Consider the following 26,980-nt stretch of genomic DNA (forward strand, 5'->3'; position numbering starts at 1 on the left):
TGACGCTATCCGGACACCCGGGGTGCACCGCAGCGCCACGCCGCTGGGGCACACTCGGGGAGTGCCAGTGCCACCGACCCGCCACGGGTTCTTCGACGGCCCCCACCCGCGCGCCTTCGTGCACCGCGGCTGGCACGACGACGACCTCGCAGGCCTGGAGAACTCGCTCGCCGCGTTCCGCCGCGCCGCCGAGGAGGGCTACCGCTACCTGGAGACCGACGTGCACGCCACCAGCGACGGTGTCGTCGTCGTGCACCACGACAGCACGCTGCAGCGCACCACCGACGCCACCGGCACCGTCGCCGCCCTGCCGTGGCGCGTGATCTCCCAGGCCAAGATCGGCGGGCGGGAACCGGTCAGCAGGCTGACCGACCTGCTGGAGGAACTGCCCGACGCCCGGGTCAACATCGACGTGAAGTCCGAGGCGGCGATCGGGCCGGTGCTCGAGGTGCTGCGCGCGACCGGGGCGGCCGACCGGGTGTGCCTGGCGTCGTTCTCCGAGGCCAGGCTCGCCCGCATCCGCAAGCAGGCCGGGCCGGGCGTGCTCACCTCGATGGGGATGCGCGCGATGGTCGCGTTCTGGGCGGCGCGGCGACTGCCCGCCGCGGTGCTGCGACCCGGCCCCCGGCCGCTGGTCGCGCAGGTCCCGGTGCGGCACGGGCCGCTGCGGGTGGTGGACGCCGCGCTGGTCGCCGCCGCCAAGCGCCGCGCGGCCGAGGTGCACGTGTGGACCATCGACGAGCCCGCGCAGATGCGCGACCTGCTCGACCTCGGCGTGGACGGGCTGATGACCGACCGGCCGCGGGTGCTCAAGGACGTCCTCGTCGAACTCGGGTTGTGGCAGCGCGCGTGAGGTCTGGACAACCCCGCGCGGTGCGGATCACGCCGAAACGCCCGACATTCACCCGGTGGTGCTCCCGAAACGGGCACGGAGCGGGCATTCTTTCCGGGTGACCACCCCATCGGCGACAAGCACCACTCGACCAGGCGACAAGGTCGAACTGGTCGACGCGGTCGTGGCGGCCCTCGAGGACCTCGACGCGGACCCGGGCGCCCCCGGCGCGGGGCCGACCGTGCTCATCGGCGCCGACCCCGCGACCCTGGCCGCGCTGCGCGCCCGCGGCCCGGTGGTCGTGGTCGGGGTGGACCTGCGGGCCGAGGTCGACGCCCTGCCGCTGCGCTCGGGGACCGCGGCCGCGGTGGTGGCGCTGCACGCCCTGCACGAGGTCGACGACGTCGACGCGGCGCTGGCCGAGTTCGCCAGGGTCGTCGGCCCCGGCGGCCGGGTGGTCATCTCCGCCAACGCGCTGGCCCACCGCAGGGAGCTGCGCGGGCTGTGGGCGACCGCGGCCCGCGACTGCGGGGTGGTCGACCCGCCCGCGTTCCTCGACGACGACGAGCGGTTCTCCCTCGACCACGCCGAGGCGTGGCTGCGCAGGCACCTCACCGACGTCGCACTCACCCCGGTGCGCGGTGCGACGACGCTGGACACCGCGCAGGCGCTGGCGCTGCTGCGGGCGCAGCGACCCGAGTCGGCCGGGGTCACCTGGGACCTGTTGGCCTCGGTCGTGGAGAGCCGGGTGCGCGACGCGGTCGCCGACCACGGCGGGTTCACGCTGTCCACATTGACCGGTGTCGCGACCGGCACCGTGGCGGCCGCCACCACCGCCGAGGCCGTGACCAGCGGTGCGGTGGCCGGGAAAGCCGCCAAGTGACTGTTTGGACTCGACAGGTCCGCCGACCGGTCCCGGCCAGTACGCTCCCGGCTGCGTGATCGGCGTTACCCCCACTGCAGTTCCCCCGCACGGAGGCGGCCTTGAGCATGGTGGACGACAGCCCGACGGCCAGGAAGCGGGAGCAGCGGGGCTGGTGCTGGTACGACTGGGCGAACTCGGTGTTCCCCACGTCGGTCACCACCGTGTTCGGCTCGCTCTACCTCACCGAGATCGCCGCCACCGCCGCGATGGCCGACACCGCCCGCAACGGGCCCAACCCGTGCCCCGCTGACGGCAACGGCAACACCGACAAGCTGCGCGACTGCGACATCAGCCTGCTCGGCCTGGACTTCCCGGCGGGCTCCCTGTGGGGCTACCTGCTCTCGATCGCGACCGTGATCCAGGTGCTGGTCGTGCCGCTGATGGGCGCGATCGCCGACCGCTCGAGCAACAAGAAGCCGATGATGGCCGCCTTCGCCTTCGGCGGTTCGCTGGCCACGATCGCGATGTCGCTGGTCAGCGGCTCCAACTGGGGGCTGGGGGTGGTGCTGTTCATCCTCGGCAACATCGGCTACGGAACCTCGGTGGTGATCTACTACTCGTTCCTGCCGGAGATCGCCACGGCCGACGAGCGCGACGGGCTGTCCTCGCGCGGGTGGGCGTTCGGCTACCTGGGCAGCGGGCTGGCGCTGGCGATCCAGCTGGTCATCTACCTGTTCCGCGACAGCATCGGCATCACGGCGGGCAACGCCGCGCAGATCGCGTTCGTGCTCTCGGGCATCTGGTGGGCGCTGTTCACCCTGATCCCGCTGCGGCGGCTGCGCGGGCACCACGAGCGGCCGCAGGGCACCGCGGCCGAGGGCGCCCGGGGCTCGGTGCTGACCGCCGGGTTCCGCGAGTTGCGGACCACGCTGCGCGAGGCGCGGGCGTACCCGCTGACGCTGGCGTTCCTGGGCACGTACCTGATCTACACCGACGGCATCGCGACCGTCGCCAACGTCTCCGCCCAGTACGGCCGCGAGGAGCTCAAGTTCGAGGCCGACGTGCTGATCACCACGATCCTGATCGTGCAGTTCGTGGCGTTCTTCGGCGGGGTGCTGCACGGCCTGCTCGCCCGCCGGGTCGGCGCCAAGAAGACGATCATGGCCAGCCTGGCGGTGTGGGTGGTGGTGATCGGCTTCGCCTACTTCGTGCAGGCGGGTCAGGCGCTGCAGTTCTACCTGCTCGCGGGCGGTATCGGCCTGGTGCTCGGCGGCACGAACGCGCTGTCGAGGTCGTTGTTCAGCCAGCTGGTGCCCGCGGGCAAGGAGGCCCAGTACTTCTCGGTGTACGAGATGGGCGAGCGGGCCACGTCGTGGCTGGGGCCGCTGCTGTTCGCGGTGATGGCCAGCACCACCGGGTCCTACCGGTACGCGATCATCTCGCTCGTGGTGTTCTTCGTGATCGGGCTGGTGCTGATGTACTTCGTCCCGGTCCGCAGGGCCATCCGGGCGGCGGGCAACCCCGAGCCCGCCCTGCTGTAGCCGCCCGTGCTCTAGGGTTGCGGCCCGTGCAGCCCGACTCCACTGATCCCCAGCCCGAACCGGCGGGCGCGCTGTCGGCGGTCCCCGCCGCCGGTGCCCGCCGCGCCACCCCGGTCTCCGGTCACCTGCGGTTCTACTACGGGCCGATGGACTGCGGGAAGTCCACGCTGGCCCTGCAGGTCGACCACAACCACGCCAGGCAGGGGCGGGTGGGGCTGCTGCTGGTGCGGATGGACCGCTCCGGCCGCCCGCAGATCAGCAGCCGGATCGGCATCACCCGGCCCGCGCTGGAGGTGGGCGCCGAGGTGGACGTGCGGGAGCTGGTGCGGTCGCGGTGGGCGCGCGGGGAGCGGGTGGACTACCTGATCGTCGACGAGGCGCAGTTCCTCACCGCCGCCCAGGTCGACCAGTTGGCCGAGTTGGCCGACGACTCGCAGGTCGACGTGTACTGCTTCGGGATCGCCACCGATTTCCAGGGCAGGCTCTTCCCGGGGGCGGCGAGGTTGGTCGAGTTGGCCGACGAGCTGCGCCCGGTGCAGGTGGACGTGCTGTGCTGGTGCGGGCAGGCGGCCAGGTTCAACGCCAGGGTCGTCGGTGGCCGGGTGGTCCGCGAGGGCGACACGGTGCTGGTGGCCGACACGGAGACCGCCCGAGGGGCGACGGAGGGTGACGATGACGTCAGTGGCTCGGGAACCGTAGGGGCTACGGTCCGTTATCGGGTGCTCTGCAGGCGCCACTTCCGCCTCGGGGACCTCGGGACCACCGCCGATGTGCAAGGGCAACTCGCGTTCGCCTGATCGGCCCCGGTGTGGATAGCATCCCCCGAGTGGGTGAGATGTCGACGTCGTTCCGCCGATCGCGCGTCACAATCCCGGAGACGTGGCATCTCTTAGGAGGATGCTGTTGTTGACGGGTGAAGCATGTCACCCTGAGCGATCGCGGCGGGCGGAACGGGAATCATTTTCTCGATCCACTCGTTGCTCTGGGTAAGCAACACCCTGGCCCGTCCCGGCGGGCCCAGTGAAAGGACACCGCTATGGCCGACCGTGTTCTCCGTGGTAGCAGGCTAGGTGCGGTCAGCTACGAGACTGACCGCAACCACGACCTGGCCCCCCGTCGTACGGTCCGGTACGCGTGCCCGAAGGGTCACGACTTCGAGGTGCCGTTCAGCGACGACGCCGAAGTCCCCTCGGTCTGGGAGTGCCGCCTGCACGGCGCCGAGTCCAAGATGATCGACGGGTCGGACCCGGAGCCCAAGAAGATCAAGCCCCCGCGCACCCACTGGGACATGCTCCTCGAGCGGCGCACGATCGCGGAGCTGGAGGACCTGCTCACCGAGCGCCTCACCGAACTGCGCGGTCGCCGCAGCCGCACCGCCTGACGACCACCCGAATCGACGGCCGCCCGGAACCCCCAGCCGGGCGGCCGTCTTCTCGCGCGCGCCGACCGACCGCGACGTCCTGTCGGTGTCGGTCGGCATGATGTACCCCGGGATCCCGGCCGGTCGAGGCCGGGCGGTTGTGGGGGAGGGCGCCATGCCGGTGCCGGGGATCGTCGAGCTGCGCCGCTACACCGCGCACCCAGGACGGCGCGACGAGCTGGTCGAGCTGTTCGAGCGCGAGTTCGTCGACTCGCAGGCCGAGGTGGGGATGCCGATCCTGGGCACCTTCCGCCAACCGTCCCAACCGGACGCGTTCATCTGGGTGCGCTCGTTCCCCGACCTGGCGAGCCGGGCGCCGTCGTTGACCGCGTTCTACTCCGGCCCGGTCTGGGCCGAGCACCGCACCGCGGCCAACGCCACCATGGCCGACTTCCACGACGTCCACCTGCTGTGCCCGGTGCGCGGGCAGTTCCCGCCGCCGCGCGACGAGCCGGGTGTGGTGCGGATCAGCGTCCACCACTTCGCGGGCCCGGCCGACGAGCACGCCGACCACAGCCCGGACCCGCTGGTGCTGGCCACCCACCCCGGTCCGAACGAGTTCCCCGCGCTGCCGGTCCGCGAGGGCGAGCACGTCCTGGTGACCATCTCCCTGGACCCCGCCATCCCGCCCACCCCCGACGCCTGGGCGCGGCTGGCGGTCCGGGAACCGGAGCACCTGCTGCTCGAGCCGACCGCGACATCCCGGCTGCGGTAGGTGTAGAGAACCCGGCCGCGGCTCCGTCATGGGGGCGACAACGGCCGCGAAGAACCGGAGCACCGATGAAGTACCTCCTGATCATGCAGATCAACAACGCCATCCTCGACGCGCTCACCGAGCAGGAGCGGGAGGTCGTGATGAGCGGCCACCAGGCGTTCATCAAGACCATCCAGGAGTCCGGCGAGATGGTCAGCACGCACGCCCTCGGCGACCCGGGCACCAGCGTCACCGTGTCCAGCCGCGGCGGCGAGACCGTGGTGACCGACGGGCCGTTCGTGGAGGCCAAGGAGTACATGGGCGGCTACTACCTGGTCGACTGCGAGAGCAAGGAGCGCGCCGTCGAGCTGGCCCGGATGATCCCGGACGCGCGGGTCGAGGGGCTCGCGGTCGAGGTGCGGCCGGTGATGTTCTCCAGCGGCTCCGACATGTGAGCCCCGGGCGCCGGATCCGATGAACACCCCACCTGCCGTCGAGGACCTGCTGCGCGAGTGCGCGCCGCGGGTCCTCGGCGTGCTGGTGCGCCACCACGGGCGGTTCGACGCCTGCGAGGACGCGGTGCAGGAGGCGTTGCTGGCCGCGGTCACCGCCTGGCCGCGCGACGGCGTGCCGGACAACCCGACCGGCTGGCTGGTGACCGCTGCCGGGCGCAAGCTCACCGACCACTGGCGGTCCGAGAACGCCCGGCGCCGCCGTGAGGACATCGTCGCCGCGCACACCGAGCTCCTGGCGCCGCGGACGGTCGACACCGACGACACGCTGGAGCTGTTCTTCCTCTGCTGCCACCCGGACCTGAGCACCCCGTCGCAGATCGCGTTGACGCTACGCGCGGTCGGCGGGCTCACCACGGCGCAGATCGCGGCCGCGTTCCTGGTCCCCGAGGCGACGATGGCGCAGCGGATCAGCCGCGCCAAGTCCCGCCTACGTGGGGAGGCATTCCCACGCGGCGGCGACCCTGCCCGGCTCGGAGCGGTGCTGCACGTGCTCTACCTGATTTTCACCGAGGGGCACACCGCCACCTCCGGCCCAGACCTCAACCGCGCCGACCTCACCACCGAGGCCATCCGGTTGACCCGCCTCGTGCACAAGCTGCTGCCGGACGACGGCGAGGTCACCGGCCTGCTGGCGCTGATGCTGCTCACCGAGTCCCGGCGCGCCGCCCGCACGACCGCGGACGGCGCGATGGTGCCGCTGGCGGAGCAAGACCGCGCGCTGTGGGACCGCGCCGCGATCGCCGAAGGGGTCGAGTTGGTGACCGACACCCTGTCGCGGGCGCCGCTGGGGCCCTACCAACTCCAGTCGGCCATCGCGGCCATCCACGCTGAGGCCGCCAGCACCGAGTCGACCGACTGGGCCCAGGTCCTGGTGCTCTACGACATCCTCGACCGGATCGCGCCGAACCCGATGGTCACGGTCAACCGCGCGGTCGCCGTCGCGCAGGTGTCCGGACCGCGCGCCGGGCTGGCGGTCCTGGACTCGCTGGCGGGGGACAAGCGCGTCGAGGGCCACCACCGGCTCGCGGCCGTGCGGGCCCACCTGCTGGAACTCGAGGGCGACCGCGACGCGGCCCGGGACGCCTACCGGCTCGCCGCGCGCGGCACGCTGAGCCTGCCGGAGCGGCGCTACCTGGAGACCAGGGCGGAGCGGGTCGGTCACTAAACTAACCCCACCATGGATGTCGTCACTCGGCTGCGGGCCGCGGGCTGTGTTTTCGCCGAGGATGAGGCGCGGTTGCTGACCGAGGCCGCCGGGTCGCCGGTCGAGCTGGACGAGCTCGTCGCCGCCCGGGTCGCGGGGGAGCCGCTGGAACACCTGCTGGGCTGGGCGGAGTTCGCCGGGCTGCGGATCGCGGTGACCTCCGGGGTGTTCGTGCCGCGGCGGCGCACCGAGTTCCTCGCCGAGGCGGCGGCCGGGTTGTGCGGGCCGGGGTCGGTGGTGGTGGACCTGTGCTGCGGGTGCGGGGCGATCGGCGCCGCGGTGGCCGCCGCGGTGCCCGGGGTCGTGCTGCACGCCGCCGACGTCGACCCGGCCGCGGTGGCCTGCGCGCGCCGCAACCTGCCGACCGCCGAGGTCCACCTGGGCGACCTGTTCACCCCGCTGCCGCGGGCGTTGCGCGGCCACGTCGACGTCGTCGTCGCCAACGTCCCCTACGTGCCTACCGCGGAGATCGACTGGATGCCGGTCGAGGCGCGGCTGCACGAACCACTGTCCGCATTGGACGGTGGGGCCGATGGGCTCGGCTTCCAGCGCGCGGTGGCCGATGGGGCGCTGGACTGGCTGCGGCCCGGCGGTCACCTGCTGGTCGAGACCAGTGAGCGCCAGTCGCCGGTGTCGCTGGAAGTCTTCGCGGGCGCGGGTTTCACCGCCGAGGTGCGCACGTGCGACGAGCGGGACTCAACGATCGTTGTCGGTACGCGGCCAAGGTGACCAGAGCGCGAACATTCGCGCAACGGTGCGGTTTCCCCCTAACGCCAGCGGTTGCGGCCATTGGGATGACGCGGCTTTCGCGCGTGGGCACAGCGCGATAGGAAGGCGCTGACCGATCGAGTCCCCCGGCCGGGGCGCGATCACCAACTCCCCCACAATGAGGAGTTCTCTGGTGCGCAGATTCCTGTTACCGGCCATCGCCGCCCTACTGCTCTCGGCCGCCACCGCGGCCCCCGCGCTGGCCGCCGACGTCAACGCCGGTGCCCAACCGCTCGACGGCACCGCGAAAGTCATCACCGTCGCGACCGCCAACAACACCGCCTACACGACCTTCACCGGCACCGCCAACCAACGGCTGATCATCCAGGCGAGCAACGCCTCCCCGGTCTTCGGCTGCTGCTCGATCAGCTGGTGGGTCGCCAAAGCCGACGGCACCCGTGTCAGCTCCTCCGGCTGGGCCACCGCCGCCGTCGAGACGACCTTGCCCACCGCGGGCTCCTACAAGATCGTGGTCGACCCCGACGCCACGCTCACCGGGTCGATCACCCTGCGCGCGTGGACCGTGGCCGCCGACCTCGACGCCGGGCCGATCGCGCTCACCGGCGCCCAGAAGACCGTCACCATCACCAATCCCGGTCGCAGCGCCTTCGCCACCTTCACCGGCACCGCCAACCGGCGCCTGGTGGTCAAGGCGACCACAGCGCTCACCAGCGTGGCGTGGCGCCTGCACGGCCCGGACGGGGCCCAGGTCTCCTGGACGCTGCGCGAGAGCGCGGTGCTGGAGGTCGTCCTGCCCGCGACCGGCGCGTACAAGATCGTGGTCGACCCGGACGGCACGCTGACCGGATCGCTCACCCTGGCCGCCTGGGACGAGAAGCCGCAGGCCGACGCCGGGCCGCTGACCCTGGGCGGAACCCCCAGGACGGTCACCATCGGCTGGCCCGGTGGGACCACCGCCACCACGTTCACCGGCACCGCGGGTCAGCGGGTGATCCTCGAGACCACCGGCGGCGAGGACGTCTTCGGCTGCTGCTGGCTGTACTGGAAGGTCTTCGGGCCCGACGGCGCGCTGATCAGCCAACACATCGGCGACACCGCCCCCGAACTCACGTTGACCAAGACCGGTACCCACAAGGTCGTGTTCGACCCCGAGGAGGTGCGCACCGGCTCGCTCACCCTGCGCGGCTGGGTCGTGCCCGCCGACCTCAACGGGGGCGCCCACGTCCTGACCGGTGCCCCGCGCACGCTGGCCCTCAACGCTCCCGGCCAGAACGGCTACACGACCTTCAGCGCGACCGCGGGCCAGCACATCCTGATCGAGACCAGCCAGGCGTCGCCCGCTTTCGGCTGCTGCGACCTGCGGTGGAAGCTGGTCGCCCCGGACGGCAGCACCCCGCTGGCCTGGCTCAGGTCGAACAACAACAACATCCAGCTCCGGGTACCGCAGACCGGCACCTACAAGGTCGTGTTCGACCCGCAGGGCACCGTCGTCGGCTCGATCACCGCGCAGGTGTGGACCGTCGCCGCCACCGACCTCGACCTCGGTGCGATGCCGCTCAACGGAACCGCCAAGGTGATCAACCTGACCGAACCGGGCCGCAACGCGTTCCTCACCTTCAACGCCACCGCGGGTAGCCGGGTGCGCATCGGCAGCAGCGACGCCTCGCCGCAGTTCCAGCGCGCGGCCCTGCTGTGGCGGGTGTTCGGACCGGACGGCAAGCAGATCGAGCTGAACCAGTGGGTCGACTGGACCACCGACTTCGCGCTGCCGCTGACCGGCACCTACAAGATCACCCTGGACGCGACCGGCGGGCTGACCGGCACGCTCACGCTGCGGGCCAGCCCGCTGTAGGGCGGGCGGGCACCGCCCTGCACCGGGTCCAGCGCGGGGCGGTGCCGTGCGCCTGCTTGGCCCGAGCGGTCTTGCGCGGGCGCCATCAGCGCAGGGCGATGCCGTGCGTGTCGAGGTGGGCGAGCAGCGCCGCGCGGAACCCGGCCAGGTCGGCGGCGTCCAGGGTGCGGTCCGCCGCGCTGATCCAGTACCGGAAGGTGTGGCTGCTCATGCCGTCGGGGAGTCCGCTGTAGACGTCCACGAACTGGACGCCGCGGACCAGCGGGTGGGTGAAGCGGCCCAAGACCTCCTGCAGGGCGGCGAACCCGCGCTCGACCGGCCACAGCAGCGAGAAGTCCTGAATGGACTGCGGGTGGTTCGACACCGGCGTGGACCACGAGCCCGGGTACCGGTCCCCGTCGAGCGCGTCCAGGTCGAGTTCGAACCACACCACCTGCTTGCGCGGTGCGACCACGGCGGCCAGGGGCGCGGCGAGCAGACCCATCCGGCCGATCGGCCCGCTCGCGTCGAACAGGTCCACGGTCGTGCCCTCCCACGGCAGCGCGGGAGCGCTGACCTCGGCGCGCACCGGCGGCCGCCCGATGGCCCGCACCACGTCCTCGACCGCCGTGCGGACCTTGCGCAGGTGCCACTGCGGATCGGTCGACACCAGCGCGCTCACCGCGCCCAGCCGACGCGCCTCCCGGTGCGCCGGGGTACCCGGGACCAGCACCCGACCCACCTCGAACAGCGAGACCTCGTCGTGGTGGGCGAGGTTCTCCGCGGTCGCCTTGAACAGGTTCGGCAGCAGCGTCATCCGCAGCCGCGCCCGCTCCGGGGCCACCGGGTTGCGCACCCGCAAGCCCGCCGCGGCGTCGTAGCCCAGCGCCGCGTGCCAGGTGTCGTCGCCCCACAGGTAGGTCTGGACCTCGGTGTGGTCGTGGCTGTAGACGAGCACCCGGCGGGCGCGGTGCTCGAACAGCACCGGTTTCGCCAGGGGAGCGGGCTCCAGGGTCGCGGTCGGCAGCCGCGGCGGCACCTGGTCGTAGCCGATGATCCTGAGCACCTCCTCGACGATGTCGTGCGGGATGGCGATGTCGCGCCTGCTGCGGAACGGCGGAATCGCCACCACCAGGTCGTCACCGTCCACTGTGGTGCCGAACCCGAGCGGGGTCAGCACCTCGGCGATCCGGCTGTGGTCGAGCGGGATGCCCGCGAGGTCGGCGGCCCGGGTGACCGAGACGCGCAGCGGTCTGGGCTGGTCGTCGAGGTCGCCGACCACGGTGTGCCTGCTGCGCGGGACCGGGTTGGCGCCCGCCTCGGCGAGCAGGGTGAACGCGCGGGCTGCCGCCACGCGGGTCATCGCCGGTGGTAGCGACTTCTCGTACCGCTGGGCCGCGTCGGTGCGCAGGTTCAGCCTGCCCGCCGTGCGCCGGATCCGCGCGGCCCGGAAAGTCGCGCTCTCCAGCAGCAGCCCGGTCGTCGAGGCATCGGCGACACCCATGATCCCCGCGAGGCCGACCGGGTGCCCGCCGTTGAAGACGACCACGTCATCGGGCTTCAGAAGCCTGGTCTCGCCATCGGACGTGCGCAACTGGGGAAGCTCACCCGCGTGGGCGATCCGCAATGAGTCCACAGCGGACTGATCGTAGAACTGAGTCGGCTGGCCGAGTTCCCACAGGACGTAGTTCGAGATGTCGGTGGCGAGCCCGCGGGGGAGAACGTCCATCAAGGACAGTCGAGCGAGCACGAGCAGCGGTGTCCCGCGCACGGCGGCGACATCCACCGCGAGCGCCGTCACCACCGGGCAGTCCTCGCCCACGTCGTTGTGGAGTTCAACCGGCGGCAATTCGTCGAACTCGGCCAGGTCGGTCACCGCGAGTTCGCGCAACGGCCTGCCGAGGACGGCGGCCACCTCGCGGGCGAACCCGTAGTGGCCCCACAGGTCCGGCCGGTGCGTGAGGCTCTTGTTGTCCACCTCCAGCAGCACGTCCCGGGTCGGTATCCACCGCGACAGCGGCGCACCCAACGCCGACCCGGCGGGCACGCGCAGCACGCGGTCATCAGCCCCGAGGCCGATGTCGCGTGGCGCGCACACGGTCCCCAGCACGGGCACGTAGGCGACCAGGTCACCGACGGCGGCACCGGCGGGGCAGTCGACGTCCCGGTGGCGCCGCAAGCCGTCGTCGACGGCGACCACCGTGCGCTCGCCCAGCACCCGCACGTCGGTGACCCGGGCCACCACCGCCTGGTCGGCGTGGTTGGTGACCTCGTGCACCGCCTCGACCTCGGCGGTGCGCACCGTGAGCAGGTCGGCCAGGTCCTGCGGCGCGAGGTCGTCGTGGTCGACGTAGTCGCCGATCCAGTTCAGTGAGATCTTCACAGCGGGACTCCGTTCAAGCCGGTGCGGTTCAGGCCGGTGCGGGTCAGAGCAGCGAGGGGCGGTCGGTCGCCACGCGGATGTCGCCACTGGCGAACAGCCGCACGTCCGGCACCCCGAAGCGCATCATCGCCAACCGCGTCGTGCCGATGCCGAAGGCGAACCCGTTGTGCCGCTCCGGGTCCACCCCGCCCGCGACGAGCACCGCCGGGTGCACCAGCCCGCACGGGATCAGCTCCAGCCACCCGGACCGCTTGCACACCGCGCACCCGGCGCCGTCGCAGATCAGGCAGTGGATGTCCAACTCGAACCCCGGCTCGACGAACGGGAAGTGCCCCGGCCGCAGCCGCACCGTCACGGTCCGGCCGAACACCTCGGCCAGCACCGCCTTAAGTACCCCGACCAGCGTCGCGACGTTCGCGTCCGGCCCCACGACCAGGCCCTCGCACTGGTGGAAGGTGGTCTCGTGGGAGGCGTCGGTCTCCTCCTTGCGGAAGCAGCGGCCGGGGAACACCGCGCGCGTCGGGGCGCCGTGGCGGCGCAGGTGCCGCACCTGCCCGGCGGAGGTCTGGGTGCGCAGCAGCCTGCCGTCCTCGAGCCAGAACGTGTCCTGGGTGTCGCGCGCCGGGTGGTCGGCGTCGATGTTCACGCTGTCGAAGTTCGCGAACTCGGTCTCCACCTCGAAACCGGGGTCGACGGTGAATCCCATACTGCTGAAAATGTCTTCCAGCAGCATTTCGATCGCGCTCACCTGATGTAGTCGACCCGGGATCGCACGCAATCCGGGCAGCGTCGGGTCGATCCCGGTCGTCCACCTATCGGCAGTTTCGGTGAACCGGTCCGCCGCAGTGTCGAGCTGTTCACCGGCGAATGTCCGCAACGCGCTGAACAGGGCCCCGATCCGCGCGCGCTCCGGCGCGGTCAACGCGCCGAAGTCGACCTCGGCGCTGCGTCGGGTGATCAGTCCCCGGCGACCGAGGAACCGCCGCCGGACGGCCTCGACCGCGGCCCGGTCCGCCGCCGCCGCGAGCTCGCCGAGCAGCGTGGCCCGCAGGTCGTCGAGCTGCCCCGATAGCGAGTCCGACATGGGTGGCGCCCCTTCCCGGCCGGTCCCCGACCGGCCCGTCCCGGCCCTGGGCAACCACCTGAATGGGTGATGGAATGGTGCCCGGCCGATGTGCGCCACGATAGCGGTGGAAAACTGCCGGTCGCACTCGATATTCGGCGGAACCTCCTATCGGGATGCTCCACTTGGCGGCGGTTGGCGTTCTCGCGACTGTTTCGCGGCAGCGGCATCACACGTTCGCCGATGTCGACAGCCGATGGTGGCGCTGTTACATTGACCGCGGTCGGCGCCGCTGGGGGGCTCTTGTGTTAGCGATGGCGGTCTCATGGTGAACGCGCGGATCGGGACCCGTCGCGTCGGTGGAATCCCGCTGCTGGTGAGCGGATACGCCATCTCCTCGTACGGCAACTACCTGAACATCATCGCGTTGAGCCTTTTCACCTACGAGGTCACGCGTAGTCCGATCGGCATCGGCCTGGTCATGTCGTTGCGCCTGGCGGCCGGGGTGTGCGCCGCGCCGATCGCCGGTCGGCTCGCCGGGCGCCTCGACCGCAGGCACATGATGTTGGCCGCGGACTTCGCCCAGATGGCGGCGATGCTGGTGCTGGCCTTCGGCGTGGCCGCGCGGTCGGTGGTGCTGCTGGCCTGCGTCGTGGTCGTGCTGGGCGCCGGGAACACCACCTTCCTGGTGGCGATGCGCACGGCGGTGCCGCAGCTGTTCGGCCAGGACGAGCGGGTGCGCGTCACCGGCCTGCTGGTCACGGTGCGCTCGCTCGCCGCGGTGGGCGGGTTCGCCTCGGCGGGCATCGTGATCGGCACCGGCGGTTTCGAGGTGGCCTTCCTGCTCAACGCCGCGAGCTTCGTGGCGTCGGCGGTCGCGCTGGTGCTGCTCGGCCGGGTCATCGCCGAGCGGGGCGCGCCCGAGGCCGCGGAGCCGGGAGCGGTGCCGGGCACCCGGATCCGGCTCTTGGGCGTCGTGGCACCCGCGGTGCTGGCCATGGTGGCCGTGCGCGGGGTCGACGCGCTGAGTTCCTCCTCGCACAACATCGCGCTGCCGGTGTTCGCCGCCGCGGCGGACCCGGCGCGGCCCGCGACGGTCATGGCGCTGTTCTGGTCGGCCTGGGCGGTGGGCATCGTGCTCGCGCACCTGGTGCTGACCCGGTGGCGGCGGGTCGAGCCGGGCGCGCGGGCGTTCGCCGTCGGCACGGCCGTGATGTCGGTGTCGTTCGCGCTCGCCTTCCTCGACACGACCCTGGTGCTGGTGTGCCTGGCGGCGCTGGTGGCCGGGTTGGCCGAGGGGTTCGCCGAGATCACCTACACCGCTCGGCTGCAGGCCGAGCCCGATCACCTGCGGGGGCGGCTGTTCGGGCTGTCGGCGACCGCCGAGACCTCGGGGTTCGCGCTGGGCATGGTCGCCAGCGCCGCCGCGCTGGAGGTGGCCGCGCCCGCCGTGGTCGTCGCCTCGTTCCACGGCCTCGCGGTCGTCGCCGCGCTGGCCTTCCTGGTTTTCGCGGTCGCCCGCCGGTAGTCGGCGGGCCGGGCAGACGGATTGGGTGGAGGCAACGCCATGGGGGAACAGCCGGGGCACGCCGGGAACCGCGAGCCGCGGCCGGTCGACGCCGAGCCGACCACGATCGCGGGCGCGCTGCTGCGTGCCGCGCGGACCTGGCCCGACGCCGGTGTGGTGACCCTGCTGCCGGACGGTTCCACCACCCTGACCAGCTACCTCGAACTGCTGCGCCGGGCGCGGGTGTTGCTCGGCGGCCTGCGTGGACAGGGTGTCCGCCAAGCTGATCACGTCGTGCTGTGCGGGTTGGCCCACCACGACTTCTTCCCGGCGCTGTGGGCCTGCGTGCTCGGCGGCGTCATCCCGGCGGCTATCGCGGAGTCGCCGGACGCGGGCGCGCTGGACCGCCTCCGGCACACCTGGCGGTTGCTCGGTGAGCCGCTCATCGTCGCCGACGGGCCGATCCCGGCGCTGCCGGGCGCCCGTGTGTCCACAGTGGAAGAACTGGGAACCGGGGAACCCGACGGGCTGGTGACCGAGTCGGACGGTGACGTGCTGCTCATGCTGTCCTCGGGCAGCACCGGCGCGCCCAAGGCCGCTCGGCTCACCCAGGCCGGACTGCTCAAGTTCGCCACGAGCACCCGGCGGACCCTGGACTTCCAGCCGGGTGAGGTGGCCCTGAACTGGCTGCCCGTCGACCACAGCGGCGCACTGCTGATCTACCACTGGCTGCCGGTGTTCGCGGGCGTCACGAACATCCACGTGCCCACCGGTCACGTCCTCGATGACCCGAGCCGCTGGCTGGACCTGGTGGCGGCGCACCGGGTCAACCACACCTGGGCGCCCGCGTTCGGCTTCCGGCTCGCCTCCGACGCGCCCCGCAAGGCCAGGGACCTCACCGCGGTGCGCTCCGTGCTGTGCGGCGGTGAGCAGGTCACGGTGCCGGTCGTCGAGGGCTTCCTCGACGCGACCGGGATCGAGCCCGGCGCGGTCCGACCGGCGTGGGGGATGGCCGAGACCGTCACGGGGATCACCTACGGCCGTTGGGGCGAGCCGGGTTCGGTTCACCACGTGCGCAAGTCGAGCCTCGGCGGCGAGCTGGAACCGGCGTCGACCGCCGAGGACAGCGTCACGTTCGTCGCGGTGGGTCCACCCGCCCCGGAGACCGAGCTGCGGCTCGTCGACCACGGGGGAACGCCCGTGACGGGCCGGATCGGGCGGCTGCGGATCCGCTCCCCCCGGATCACACCGGGCTACCACGGCGATCCCGCGCCGGTGGTCGACGCCGACGGCTGGTTCGACACCGGGGACATGGCGTTCATCGCCGACGGTCAGTTGGTGATCACCGGCCGCACCCAGGACGTCATCGTCCTCAACGGCGCCAACCACTTCGCCCACGTGATCGAGGAAGCGGTCCTCGCGGTGCCCGGCATCGGCGCGGGCGGTGTCGCGGTGTGCGGGATCCCCGACGCGGCCACCGGGACCGAGGTGCTCGCCGTGTTCCACACCGGCGGCCCCGGTCTGGCGGACGCGATCCGCCGGGCGCTCTACACCGGACTGCACCTCACGGTCGAACACGTTGTGTCGATGGACGCCGACGAGTTCCCGCGCACCCCGTCGGGCAAGGTGCGCCGCGCTGCATTGCGCGACCGGCTCGTCGCCGCGCTTGAGAGCCCGGTGGACGTCTCGGCGGTCGTCGCGCGGGCCGTCGCCGAGGTCGTGGGCCATCCCGTGCCCGACGACAAGCCGTTCTACGAAGCCGGTCTGACGTCGGTCGCGGTCGTGCGACTGCGCGCCCGCCTCGAACGCGAACTCGGGCACCCCATCGCGCACACGGCCTTCTTCGAACACCCCTCCACCGCGGCCCTCGTCGCCCACCTGACCGCGGGTGAGCCCGAGGTGGTGCGGCCGCCGGGCAGCGAGTCCAGCGAGTCCACTGAGTCCACCGAGGACACCCGGATCGCGATCGTCGGGATGGCGCTGCGGTTCCCCGGGGCGGTCACGGCCGAGGAGTTCTGGCGGGACCTGAGATCCGGCACCAGCGCGATCCGCCTGTTCACCGACGCGGAGGCGGTCGCGGCCGGTGTCCCCGCGCAAAGGCTTGCCGACCCGTCCAGGGTGCCCGCCATTGGCGCGATCGACGACCTCGACGCATTCGACGCCGACTTCTTCGGGATGACGCCGCAGGAGGCTAGGCTCACCGATCCGGCGCAACGACTGTTCCTGCAGTGCTGCTACCACGCCCTCGAGGACGGCGGCTACGCCACGACCGACCCCGGTACCGCGGTCGGCGTGTACGCGGGCTCCGGCATGAACCTCTACGGCCACCAGCGCGGTCCGGCGGCCGCGGCGCACCCGGACGACGCCATGCAGGCCACCCTGGGCTCGCAGCCGGACTTCCTGGCGACCCGCGTCGCCTACCGCCTCGGCCTCACCGGTCCGGCGATCGCCGTGCAGACCGCGTGCTCGACCGCCCTCGTCGCCGTCCACCTGGCGGCCCAGGCGCTGCTCTCCGGCGAGACCGATCTCGCGCTCGCGGGCGCCGCGGCGGTGTTCCCCCAGCAGGAGGCGGGATACCTGCACCAGCCGGGATCCATCCTGTCCGCGACCGGCAGCTGCCGCCCGTTCGACGCCCGCGCCGATGGCACGGTCGGCGGCAACGGTGTCGCCGCCGTGCTGCTCAAGCGGCTGGACCGGGCGCTCGCCGACGGGGACACCGTGCACGCGGTGATCCTCGGGTCCGCGATCAACAACGACGGCGCGGGCAAGGTCGGGTTCGCCGCGCCCAGCGTGCCCGGTCAGGTCGACGTCATCCGGCGTGCCCTGCGCAAGGCCGGGGTACCCGGCTCCAGCGTGTCCTATGTGGAGGCACATGGAACTGGTACGGAACTGGGCGACCCGGTGGAGTTCACCGCGCTGGCGCGGGCACTGGGTGAGGACGGCGCCGCCCGCTGCGCGCTCGGGTCGGTGAAGGGCAACGTCGGCCACCTGGACAGCTGCGCGGGCATGGCGGGCTTGATCAAGACCGTGCTGATGCTGCGCCACCGCGAGATCGTCCCCACAGTCGGCCTCACCACCCCGAACCCGGCGCTCCCGCTCGACGGCAGCCCGTTCGTCCTGGCCACGTCCGTGAGCCCGTGGACCGCGGCCGGACCCCTGCGGGCCGGGGTGAGCGCACTCGGCGTCGGCGGCACCAACGCGCACGTCGTGCTTGAAGAGGCGCCAGCCCGGCGAGCGCAACCGAATCCGAATCGTCCGGTTGTCGTTCCCGTCTCCGGTCGTGACCAGCGCGGACTGGAGGAGGCTGTGGAGCGGCTGCGCGCGTACCTCGTCGCCAATCCCGGGCTCAGCGCGGCGGACATCGCGACCACCATGGCCTTCGGGCGTGGCCACCACAGCCACCGCACCGTGCTGATCGGCTCGACCGCGGCCGAGTTGGCGGCGTCGCGCGAACCCCGCGACACGACACCGGGTACCGAGCTTGTGTTCGCCTTCTCCGGCCAGGGTAGTGCCCGCCGAGGCATGGCCCGCGACCTGTATGCCGCTTTTCCCGTGTTTAGCGCCGTTCTCGACGAGTGCGAGCGGATCGAACCAGGTCTCGTGCCCGCGTTGCTCACCGGTGCGGGCAACGAGGTGTGGCCAACGGAGTTGGCGCAACCCGCCCTGTTCGCGTTCGAGGTCGCACTGGCTCGGCTGTGGGAAAGCCTGGGTGTGCTGCCCGATGTCGTTGCCGGGCACAGCCTCGGTGAGTACGCGGCGCTCTGCGTGGCTGGCGCCATCGACCTCGCCGACGGGCTGCGTCTCACCGCCGCCAGGGGGCGGGAGTTCGCGCGCCTGCCTGAGGGCGGCATGATTGCCGTGCGCATGGATAGCTCTGCTGCGCAAAGGATTGCGGAAGAGTCCGGTGTGGAGGTCGCGGCGATCAACGCGCCCGACTCCGTGGTGCTCGCGGGACCGGTAGCCGGGCTGGACCGCGCCGAGCAGCTGCTCGCTGGCGTCCGCCACCGCAGGCTCGCGGTCGACCGGGCGTTCCACACCAGCGCGCTGGACCCGGCGCTGGCCGCGCTGCGCGAACTCGCCGCCGCCACCCCGGCACATCCGATCCGCACACCACTGCTCAGCGGGCTCGACGGGCTGCTGCGACCACGCGGCTGGCGGCCGGACGCGGACTACCTGGTGCGCCAGGCGAGGGAGCCCGTCCGGTTCGACCTCGTCGTGTCCGAGCAGCCTGATCGGGACTGGCTGGAAGTCGGCCCCGGCGGGGTGCTCGCCGCGACGGCCGCGCACGGTAGGTGGCTGTCGACCCAGCGGCACGGGATCGACTCGATCACCGCCCTGTGTGAGGCCGTGGGCGCCCTGTACACCAGGGGAGTCGCCATCGACTGGCGGCCGATCACCACCGGCAGCCGGATCACCCTGCCCGGATATCCGTTCGCGCGCACGGTGTTCGCCGTCCAGCCCGTCTCTACCCCGGCGGCGGCTCCGGCGATCCCCGTGGTCGCGCAAGCGGCGCCGTCGGCGATCAGTGGTGTACGCGACCTGGTGGCGAAGGCCCTCGGCCTGGAACCGGACGCTGTGTCGGCCGACCGCTCGTTCCTCGAGATGGGCGCCGACTCGCTGTCGCTGATGGGGTTGACCAGGGAACTCGATCGCGTGTACGACGTGCGGATCCCGGTCCGCGACCTGTTCGCCGACATCGACACCCCGGGCAAACTGGCCGCGCTCGTCACGCCCCGCCCCGAACCCGAGCCGGTCGCCGTCCCCGCGGCCGCTCCCGCCGCTCCGCTCGCCGTGGTCCCCGACGGAGTGCGGGAAGTGGTGAGCCACCAGTTGCGGGTGAGTGAGCGTCTCGTCGACCTGATGGAGCGCCAATTCGCCCTCCTGTCCGGCAGCACACCCCCGCCCGCCGCCGCTCCGGTCCAGGTCCCCATCCCGGTCCAGGTGCCCGCTCCGGCAAGCGTTCCCATCCAGCCCAGGTTTCCCGTCCAGACCACTCCGGCGCCCGCACCCCAGCCGATCGCCCCGTCCACGGCGCGCTGCGACTTCAGCCTCTACTTCTTCGGTGACTACCCCGAGAACCAGGCCGCCGACAAGTACCGGCTCATCAACGCCGCCACCGAGTTCGGCGACCAACACGACTTCCACGCCGTGTGGCTGCCCGAACGGCACTTCCACTCGTTCGGCGCGCTGTTCCCCAACCCGTCGGTCCTCGCCGCCGCTCTCGCCGCGCGCACCAAGCGGATCCGACTGCACGCGGGCTCGGTCGTGTTACCGCTGCACAACCCGATCCGGGTCGCTGAGGAATGGTCCGTCGTGGACAACCTGTCCGGCGGCCGGGTGGGTCTGTGTGTCGCGAGCGGCTGGCACGCGGGGGACTTCGCGTTGGCACCGGAGAACTTCGGCCGCCACCGCGAGCTCGTCTACGACCAGTTGGAGACTGTCCGTCAATTGTGGACAGGTGCTGCGGTCGCGGCCACCTCCGGCACCGGGGAGCCGATCGAGGTGCGCCTGCACCCGAGTCCGATCCAGCCGATGCCGCCGCTGTACGTCGCCGTGGTCGGCAACCCAGAGAGCTACCGGCGCGCCGCGCGAAATGACCTCGGTGTGGTCACTAACCTCATGGCGCAGAGCCTCGAACAACTCGCCGAGAACATCGCGCTGTACCGGCGAACCCGCGCCGAGCACGGCCTCGATCCCGCGGCGGGCCGGGTCGTCGTCCTGGTGCACACCTACCTGGGCGCCGACGCCGACCAGGCCCGCGCCGAGGCCTACCAACCGTTCAGCGACTACCTGAGGTCGTCGCTGTCGCTGTTCGACCAGGTGACCAACAGCCTGGGCCTGGACATCGACCTCGACAACACCCCCGCCGACGACGTCGAGTTCATGCTGGAGCAGGCATACCGCCGCTACTGCGAGTCCCGGGCGCTCATCGGGAGCCCCGCCACGGCGGCAGGCGTGGTCGACCGCCTGGTGGCCGCGGGCGCCGACGAGATCGCGTGCTTCGTGGACTTCGGCGTGCCCGCGGACCAGGTGCTCGACTCGCTCCCGCTCCTCAATGGACTCCGCCAGCGCTACCAGGAGCGGGACCTGCCGCTTTCCCCGGCGCAGCTGCGGATCTGGCTGCTGGAGCGGTTGCACCCCGGTCAGACCACCTACCACGAACCGAAGGGCATCCTCCTCGAGGGCGAGCTCGACGTCGACGCGCTCATCGGCGCGCTGAAGTGGGCGGTCAACCGGCAGCCGGAACTGCGGGTCGTGTTCCAGGAGCGCGACGGTGAGCCGCGCCGGGTGCCGCTGCCCGCCATCGACATCGAGTGCCCCGTGGTCGACCGGATCGGCGGTGACCCGGACACGGTCATCCAGGAACTGCTGGCGGGCGAGACCGAGCAGACCTTCGACCTCGCCGAGGGCCCGCTGCTCACCGCGCGCTTGGCCCAGCTGGGCGACCAGCGGCACCTGCTGTTCCTGTTGGCCCACCACATCGTCTTCGACTCGTCGTCGACCGCGGTGCTGGTCCAGGACATCGCCGCCGCCTATCGGTCCTGGCCGCAGCCGCCCGAGTTGCCGCCGCTGCGCAGCCGCGAGCCCGAGGTCGTCGACCCGGCCGCCGTGGGGCGGGACCTGGAGTTCTGGCGCGCCGAACTGGCCGACCTCCCGTCCGCCGCACCGCTGGGCGACCGGCCCCGACCGGCGACCCGCACCGGCGCGGGCGCGTCGCTCACCTGGGAGTTCGGCCCGCAGGTGCGGGCGGGACTGGCCAAGGTCGGGGCCCGGCACCGGGCGACCCCGTTCATGGCGGTGCTCGGCGCGGTGTCGGTGGTGCTGGGGCGGTTCAGCGGCCAGACCGATGTGGTGGTCGGCACGCCCGTCGCCAACCGGCCGGAGGGCGCGGAGCACGAGGTCGGCCTGTTCCTCGACACCGTGGTGCTGCGCACCGACCTGTCCGGCGACCCGTCCTTCGGGACACTGCTGGGGCAGGTCAGGACCCGCGCGGCCGACGCGTACGACCACCGCGCCGCGCAGTTCGACGAACTGGTCGCCGCGATCAACCCCGACCGCGACCCCGGTGCGAACCCGCTGTTCCAGGTGATGGTGGAGTTCGAGAACGAGGCCGGGGTGCGGTTCGCGCCGCCACTGCTGAGCGCCCGGCTGCTGGACGTGCCCAGCGACCGCGCCCCGTTCGACCTGACCCTGTACTTCACCCAGCACCCCGACGGGCTGCGCTGCATGGTCGAGTACGACACCGCGCTGTTCGACGAGGCCACGGTGGCGCGGCTGCTCGGCTACCTCGAGCACGTCCTGCGCGGGGCGATCAGCGACTCGGACGCCCCGCTGTCCGCGTTGACCTCGATGGTGCCCAGCGACCGGGCGCTGGTCGAGCGGTGGCAGGGCGCGCCGGTGCCCGAGCCGGACCTGTGCCTGCACCAGCTGGTCGAGCGGCAGGTCGCGCGGACGCCGGACGCGGTGGCCTTGGTGGCGGGCGACCACGAGGTCACCTACCGGGAGCTGGACACGCGCGCTGCGCAGGTGGCCCACCAGGTGAGTGGCCGGTTCGTGGCGGTGCTGCTGCCGCGCGGGCCGGAGTTGATCTCGGCGGTGCTGGGTGTGCTCAAGAGCGGATCTGCTTATGTGCCAATGGATCCGGCTCTGCCCACGGCGCGGTTGAGCATGCTGGTCACCGACAGCGGGGCGCGGGTGCTGGTCACCGACCGGGACACCCTCGCTCGGCACCCGGGGTTGGTCGCCGAGCGGGTGCTGTTCGTCGAGGACATCGTGGCGAGTCCTACTGGGACACTTCCCGTGGTGAGCCCGCTCGACCCGGCGTACTGCATCTACACGTCGGGGTCATCCGGTCGACCGAAGGGTGTGGTGGTACCGCACCGCGCACCGGTGAACCTGATCCAGTGGCACCTGAAGACGTTCGAACCCGCGCGGACCGCGCAGTGGACGTCGCTGTCGTTCGACGTCAGCGTGCAGGAGGTGTTCACCACGCTCGCGTCCGGCGCCGCACTCGTCTTGGTGGACGAGCAGGACCGGCACGACTTGGCCGCCGTGGTGGCGGCACACTCGGTCGAGCGGTTGTTCCTGCCGTACACGCCGCTGAAGTACCTCGTGGAGTCACGGCCGTCGTTGCCGTCGCTGCGCGAGGTGTTCGCGGCGGGGGAGCAGATGGTCCTCACCCCGGCGCTGCGCGACTTCTTCACCGAACACGCGGAGTGCGCGCTCTACAACCAGTACGGGCCGACCGAGACCACGATCATCGTCACCTCGCACCGGGTGGACATCACCGGCCCGGCTCGCCCGCCGATCGGGGGGCCGATCCCCGGGGTGCGGATCCGCGTGGTGGACCCACGCGGGCACGACGTGCCGGTGGGGGCCGTCGGGGAGATCGAGGTCGCCGGGCTCGCCGTGGCCGACGGGTACCTCGGGATCCAGTCTGAAGCCTTTGTGGATGGTGCCTACCGCTCGGGCGACCTCGGGCGGTGGCGGTCCGACGGAGAGATCGAGTACGTCAGCAGGCGCGACGCGCAGGTGAAGATCCGCGGCCACCGGGTCGAACCCGCGGAGGTCGAGGTCGTGCTGGCCGGGCTGCCCGGGGTGCGCGACGCGGCCGTGGTGGTCCGCCAGGACGCGCACGGGGAACGGGAACTGGTCGGCTACGTCGTTCCACCTTCCCTGGCCATCAAGGAACTCGAGAGCCGACTGGGTGAACTCCTGCCCGAGTACCTCGTGCCGCGCCAATGGGTTCGGCTCGACCGGTTGCCGGTCACGGTGAACGGCAAACTGGACCAGTCGAGGCTGCCCGCCCCGTCGACCGAGGCGGCGCCCGCCGACACGCCGGAGACGGAGTTGGAGCGGTCCCTGCACGACGCGTGGTGCGCGGAGTTGGGGATCACCGCGGTGCCGGTGACGCGGTCGTTCTTCGAGCTCGGCGGCCACTCGCTCGGCGCGGTCCGGCTGGTGAACCGGCTCGCCCGCGACCACGACGTCCGGCTGTCGATGACCGAGTTCTTCCGCAACCCGACCATCCGCGCGGTGGCCGGACTGCTGTCGCGAGTGGACACCCAGCCGATGCCGCCGCCGATGTGGCGGATGTGGCGCAAGGGCCAGACCTGCGGGAACCCGGCGGTGTTCACCATCGCGACCCGCGTCGACATCACCGGCCACCTGGACGTGCCCGCGCTCACCCGGGCGTTCGAGGAACTCGTGCGCAGGCACCAGGCGTTCCGGCTGCGGCCGGTCGCGGGCGGCGAGGTGGCGGTGCTCGACGCGGTGCCGGTCGCCCTGCCGGTGCTGGAGTTCGACACCCCGGACGACCTCGAGCGCTGGTGCCGCGAGGTCGCCGACACCTCGTTCGACCTGACCTCGGCGCCGCTGTTCCGGCTCGGGCTCGGCAGGCTGGCCGACCGGTGGACGCTGATGGTCGCCGTGCACCACTGCATCAGCGACGCCTGGTCGCTCGGCCTGATGTGGCGGGAACTGGCGGCGCTGTACACGGGCGCCACGCTCGACCCCGCACCGGCGTACCTGGAGGTCATGGGCGCCCGGCAGGCGGAGGCGGACCGCAGGCGGCCTGAGCTGGAACGCTTCTGGCGCGCGGAACTCGCCGATGTCTCGCTGCGCACCGGTTTGCCCACCGACCGCCCCCGCCCCGAAGTGCTGTCCGGCCGTGGTGGCCTGGCCCACCTGGTCATCGACGACGTCATGCCCCGGGTCCGCGACCGCGCCGCCGCCCCGGGCACCACACCGTCGATCGTGCTGGCCGGCGCCGTCGCGGTGTGGATCGGCGCCCTAGCCGAGCGCACCGACCTCGTCCTCGCGACCTCGAGCACCAACCGGCTGCACCCCGACCTTGACTCGGTGATTGGCTCGGTGGGGGAGGGCGTCCTCCTGCGCACTCGGCTGACCGGCGACTTCGACGCGCTCGTCACCGAACTCGGGGAGACGGTCTACCGGGCGCTCGACCACCAGGCCCTGCCGCTGGTCGAGGCCTCGCGGCTCGTCGACCCGACGATCACCATCGACAAACCGCACCCGGACGTGTACTTCACCGTCGTCACCACCCCGCCCGCGGAGCTGTCCCTACCCGGCGCCTCGTGCACGGTCCGGGCCCTCACGCACCCCGGGATGGCCAGGACGGAGCTGTACGTGGTGCTGGTCCCGGCGCAGGACGCGTTGACGGTGGTCGCCGAGTACTCGACCGACCTGTTCGACGAGTCGACGATCACCGGCTGGCTCAAGCGGTTCGAGTCGACGTTGCGGGATTCGCTGGGGTGAAGCTTGATTGTCCTCAATGGACTAGCTGGCCGGTGGTGCCGAACACCGTTGTCGGAAGATCGCCGATCACCTAAGGTCGGTGGTCGGAACGCCGTGACTCTCTGGGGGAGTTCGTCATGCCTTCGTTCAACCGTAGATCCGTGCTGGCCGCGCTCGCCTCGACCGCCGCCGCACCGCTGGTCGGGACGGCCACCGCGAGCGCCGCCACTGGCCAGGCCACCGCAGGTCAAGCTGCCACTGGTCAAGCTGCCGCGGCTGGTCAAGCCGCGACCGGGGTGGAGTTCGCGCAGAACCGCATCCCGGGGATGATCGCGTTCGGCGAACCGACCTGGTTCCCCGACGCGGTCCGGGAACCGCTGACGGTGCAGGTCCTGCCGGGGACGCCCGCGCGCACCCAGGTCTCCGACTCGCGCGGGGTCCTGGCCGTGCTGACCACCGGCGCCAAGACCGTGACCGTCCGCGGCCCCCGCCGCACGTTCACCGAGCAGAAGCGGCCCTTCGTCGACGCGTTCGCCCGCACCTTCACCGGCGACTGGGGGATGTCCCCGGGCGGTGGCACCTGGACCACCGCCAACGGCGCCCCGGCGAACTACTACGTCGAGCCCGGCCGTGGTGTGATCCTGTTGTCGCAGAACAACTCCAGCTACTTCACCACGCTCAACGACCCGAACATCGCCGACTTCTCCGCGACCGCGCTGGTCAGCCTCGAGGCCGTGCCCGCGGGCGCGGACACCTCCGTCTCGCTCACCTTCGCCTACCAGGGCTACGACAACCACTACCGAGCCCGACTCGCGGTGACCTCGGCCGGGCTGGTGCGCCTCAGCGTCGAGAAGGAACAGGCCGACGTGGTGAGCACGCTGGCGGCCGCGGTGCAGGTCGGCACCGGGTACGCGGCCAACCAGCGGTGGCGGATCCGGGTCGAGCGGACCGGGATCACCCTGCGCGCCAGGGCGTGGCGGTCCGACCTGGCCGAGCCGAGCACGTGGACGCACGTCCTGGACGACGCGACGTTCGGCGCGGGCAAACTCGGCATCCGCGCGATCGCCTCGAAGAACAGCACCGCGGTGCCGAGCCGGGTGTACGTGCACGAGTTCGCGGGCAGCGGCGTGTGGGCGACGCCGCCGGTGGTCACGCACGACACGTGGGTGCGGGTCCTGCCGACGGCGTACAGCGGGACGTGGACGCCCGCGGTGGAGCAGCGGGTGCGGGCGTGGCCGACCGACATCTCGCCGGACGCCCTGGCCCTGGCCGCGATGCTCTCGACGGGTGCGGCGCCGTACAACTCGCCCGCGCAGGGCGGGGCGCAGGTGCTGGGGGAGTCGGGCTACGGGCCGCTCAACCCGGACGGGACGCGGGTGGAGGGCGCGGACTTCCACGAGTACATGGGGATCCCGTGGACGTTCCAGAGCGGCGAGACCAGGCCCGCGGGTACCGCGGAGTGGCTGCGCACGCTGGACTGCTCCGGCATGGTGCGCATGGTGTTCGGCTACCACCTGGGTATCCCCGTGGTCTACGACAACCCCGCGAGCTTCGACGGGACCACGCTCCCGCGCCGCTCCCGCGACATCGGCCCGCACGGCCCCGGCGTGATCGTCCACCGCGACGACACCACGGCCCCGCCCTACCCCAACCTCCAGATCGGCGACATCGTCTGCTTCGACGCCGACCCGGACCCCACCGCCGAACTGGACCACGTCGGCATCTACTTCGGCCCAGACCCCGCAGGCCACGCCCGCTTCATCTCCAGCCGCAAAACCGTCAACGGCCCCACCCTCTCCGACCTGGGCGGCCCCTCCACCCTCGACGGCCCCGGCACCTACGCGACGTCCCTCCGCATCATCCGCCGCTTCTAGATCCGAGAGCACCGCTCGCACTCGCCTGGACGCCGCTCATTGCGACGAGTACCGCCCGCCCGCCTCTGATGGAGAGCAGTGCTCGCACAAAGAGCAGTGCTCTCCATCAAGAGCATTGCTCTCTCAAGTGAATGGCGCTCTGATTCAAGAGCGGCGCTCTCGCCTCGTTGGGTCTGCCGCAGCCCCTGAAGGTGTCGGCCACTGCAGGACGGGACGCCAGCGGCGGGCAGCGCTCTCGTGCCGGGTTGACCGGGGGTGGAGTTCG

At 71.9% G+C, this 26,980-nt stretch carries 15 protein-coding genes; 13 read left to right on the plus strand and 2 right to left on the minus strand.

Annotated elements, in window-relative coordinates; translation table 11 throughout:
• The first annotated feature begins 61 nt into the window (after nucleotides 1-61).
• From LV75_RS34190 to LV75_RS34235, 10 genes are all read left to right on the plus strand, one after another.
• Nucleotides 62-853 carry a glycerophosphodiester phosphodiesterase family protein gene (locus tag LV75_RS34190; protein WP_253891686.1) on the plus strand — a complete coding sequence of 264 codons (792 nt, stop codon included), beginning with the start codon at nucleotides 62-64 and terminating at the stop codon, nucleotides 851-853.
• 97 nt (nucleotides 854-950) lie between these two features.
• Nucleotides 951-1,715, plus strand: coding sequence for a methyltransferase domain-containing protein (locus LV75_RS34195; RefSeq protein ID WP_253891687.1), 765 nt, complete (start codon nucleotides 951-953; stop codon nucleotides 1,713-1,715).
• 107 nt (nucleotides 1,716-1,822) lie between these two features.
• Complete coding sequence (locus tag LV75_RS34200; protein ID WP_253891717.1) at nucleotides 1,823-3,238, plus strand: MFS transporter; 1,416 nt, start codon at nucleotides 1,823-1,825, stop codon at nucleotides 3,236-3,238.
• Between the two features lie 26 nt (nucleotides 3,239-3,264).
• Nucleotides 3,265-4,035, plus strand: coding sequence for a thymidine kinase (locus LV75_RS34205; RefSeq protein WP_253891688.1), 771 nt, complete (start codon nucleotides 3,265-3,267; stop codon nucleotides 4,033-4,035).
• Nucleotides 4,036-4,274: 239 nt separating this feature from the next.
• Nucleotides 4,275-4,619, plus strand: a complete 345-nt coding sequence (locus LV75_RS34210; RefSeq protein WP_253891689.1) for an RNA polymerase-binding protein RbpA — start codon at nucleotides 4,275-4,277, stop codon at nucleotides 4,617-4,619.
• A gap of 154 nt (nucleotides 4,620-4,773) precedes the next feature.
• Nucleotides 4,774-5,373 (plus strand): NIPSNAP family protein, encoded by a 600-nt coding sequence (locus LV75_RS34215; protein WP_253891690.1) that lies wholly within the window; start codon nucleotides 4,774-4,776, stop codon nucleotides 5,371-5,373.
• 65 nt (nucleotides 5,374-5,438) lie between these two features.
• Nucleotides 5,439-5,807 (plus strand): YciI family protein, encoded by a 369-nt coding sequence (locus LV75_RS34220; protein ID WP_253891691.1) that lies wholly within the window; start codon nucleotides 5,439-5,441, stop codon nucleotides 5,805-5,807.
• Nucleotides 5,808-5,826: 19 nt separating this feature from the next.
• Nucleotides 5,827-7,032 (plus strand): RNA polymerase sigma factor, encoded by a 1,206-nt coding sequence (locus LV75_RS34225; RefSeq protein WP_253891692.1) that lies wholly within the window; start codon nucleotides 5,827-5,829, stop codon nucleotides 7,030-7,032.
• 12 nt (nucleotides 7,033-7,044) lie between these two features.
• Nucleotides 7,045-7,800, plus strand: coding sequence for a putative protein N(5)-glutamine methyltransferase (locus tag LV75_RS34230; protein WP_253891693.1), 756 nt, complete (start codon nucleotides 7,045-7,047; stop codon nucleotides 7,798-7,800).
• A 172-nt stretch (nucleotides 7,801-7,972) separates the two neighbouring features.
• Nucleotides 7,973-9,652: a hypothetical protein gene (locus tag LV75_RS34235; protein ID WP_253891694.1), complete on the plus strand. Its 1,680-nt coding sequence runs from the start codon at nucleotides 7,973-7,975 to the stop codon at nucleotides 9,650-9,652.
• Nucleotides 9,653-9,737: 85 nt separating this feature from the next.
• On the opposite strand, the gene LV75_RS34240 is transcribed toward LV75_RS34235, so the two are convergent.
• Both LV75_RS34240 and LV75_RS34245 read right to left on the minus strand, forming a co-directional pair.
• On the minus strand, nucleotides 9,738-12,014 hold the full coding sequence (locus tag LV75_RS34240) for a phenylalanine--tRNA ligase subunit beta (RefSeq protein ID WP_253891695.1): 2,277 nt from the start codon (nucleotides 12,012-12,014) through the stop codon (nucleotides 9,738-9,740).
• Between the two features lie 43 nt (nucleotides 12,015-12,057).
• Nucleotides 12,058-13,098, minus strand: coding sequence for a phenylalanine--tRNA ligase subunit alpha (locus tag LV75_RS34245; protein ID WP_253891696.1), 1,041 nt, complete (start codon nucleotides 13,096-13,098; stop codon nucleotides 12,058-12,060).
• A 304-nt stretch (nucleotides 13,099-13,402) separates the two neighbouring features.
• Here LV75_RS34245 and LV75_RS34250 point away from each other — a divergent pair, with 304 nt between their 5' ends.
• The 3 genes from LV75_RS34250 to LV75_RS34260 all read left to right on the plus strand — a co-directional run bounded on the left by LV75_RS34250 (nucleotide 13,403) and on the right by LV75_RS34260 (nucleotide 26,715).
• A complete protein-coding gene (locus LV75_RS34250) occupies nucleotides 13,403-14,605 on the plus strand; it encodes an MFS transporter (RefSeq protein ID WP_253891697.1) in 1,203 nt (400 codons plus the stop codon).
• A 39-nt stretch (nucleotides 14,606-14,644) separates the two neighbouring features.
• A complete protein-coding gene (locus tag LV75_RS34255) occupies nucleotides 14,645-24,862 on the plus strand; it encodes a non-ribosomal peptide synthetase/type I polyketide synthase (RefSeq protein ID WP_253891698.1) in 10,218 nt (3,405 codons plus the stop codon).
• 116 nt (nucleotides 24,863-24,978) lie between these two features.
• Nucleotides 24,979-26,715: an NlpC/P60 family protein gene (locus LV75_RS34260; RefSeq protein ID WP_253891699.1), complete on the plus strand. Its 1,737-nt coding sequence runs from the start codon at nucleotides 24,979-24,981 to the stop codon at nucleotides 26,713-26,715.
• Nucleotides 26,716-26,980 lie beyond the last annotated feature (265 nt).

Source organism: Actinokineospora diospyrosa, assembly GCF_024171925.1.
GTDB classification, from domain to species: Bacteria; Actinomycetota; Actinomycetes; order Mycobacteriales; family Pseudonocardiaceae; genus Actinokineospora; species Actinokineospora diospyrosa.

Bases quoted from the DNA above. Each gene is read 5' to 3' on its own strand.
- LV75_RS34250 (WP_253891697.1), top strand. From the start codon at position 13,403: ATGGTGAACGCGCGGATCGGGACCCGTCGCGTCGGTGGAATCCCGCTG.
- LV75_RS34210 (WP_253891689.1), top strand. From the start codon at position 4,275: ATGGCCGACCGTGTTCTCCGTGGTAGCAGGCTAGGTGCGGTCAGCTAC.
- LV75_RS34255 (WP_253891698.1), top strand. From the start codon at position 14,645: ATGGGGGAACAGCCGGGGCACGCCGGGAACCGCGAGCCGCGGCCGGTC.
- LV75_RS34225 (WP_253891692.1), top strand. From the start codon at position 5,827: ATGAACACCCCACCTGCCGTCGAGGACCTGCTGCGCGAGTGCGCGCCG.
- LV75_RS34215 (WP_253891690.1), top strand. From the start codon at position 4,774: ATGCCGGTGCCGGGGATCGTCGAGCTGCGCCGCTACACCGCGCACCCA.
- LV75_RS34230 (WP_253891693.1), top strand. From the start codon at position 7,045: ATGGATGTCGTCACTCGGCTGCGGGCCGCGGGCTGTGTTTTCGCCGAG.
- LV75_RS34260 (WP_253891699.1), top strand. From the start codon at position 24,979: ATGCCTTCGTTCAACCGTAGATCCGTGCTGGCCGCGCTCGCCTCGACC.
- LV75_RS34200 (WP_253891717.1), top strand. From the start codon at position 1,823: ATGGTGGACGACAGCCCGACGGCCAGGAAGCGGGAGCAGCGGGGCTGG.
- LV75_RS34220 (WP_253891691.1), top strand. From the start codon at position 5,439: ATGAAGTACCTCCTGATCATGCAGATCAACAACGCCATCCTCGACGCG.
- LV75_RS34245 (WP_253891696.1), bottom strand. From the start codon at position 13,098: ATGTCGGACTCGCTATCGGGGCAGCTCGACGACCTGCGGGCCACGCTG.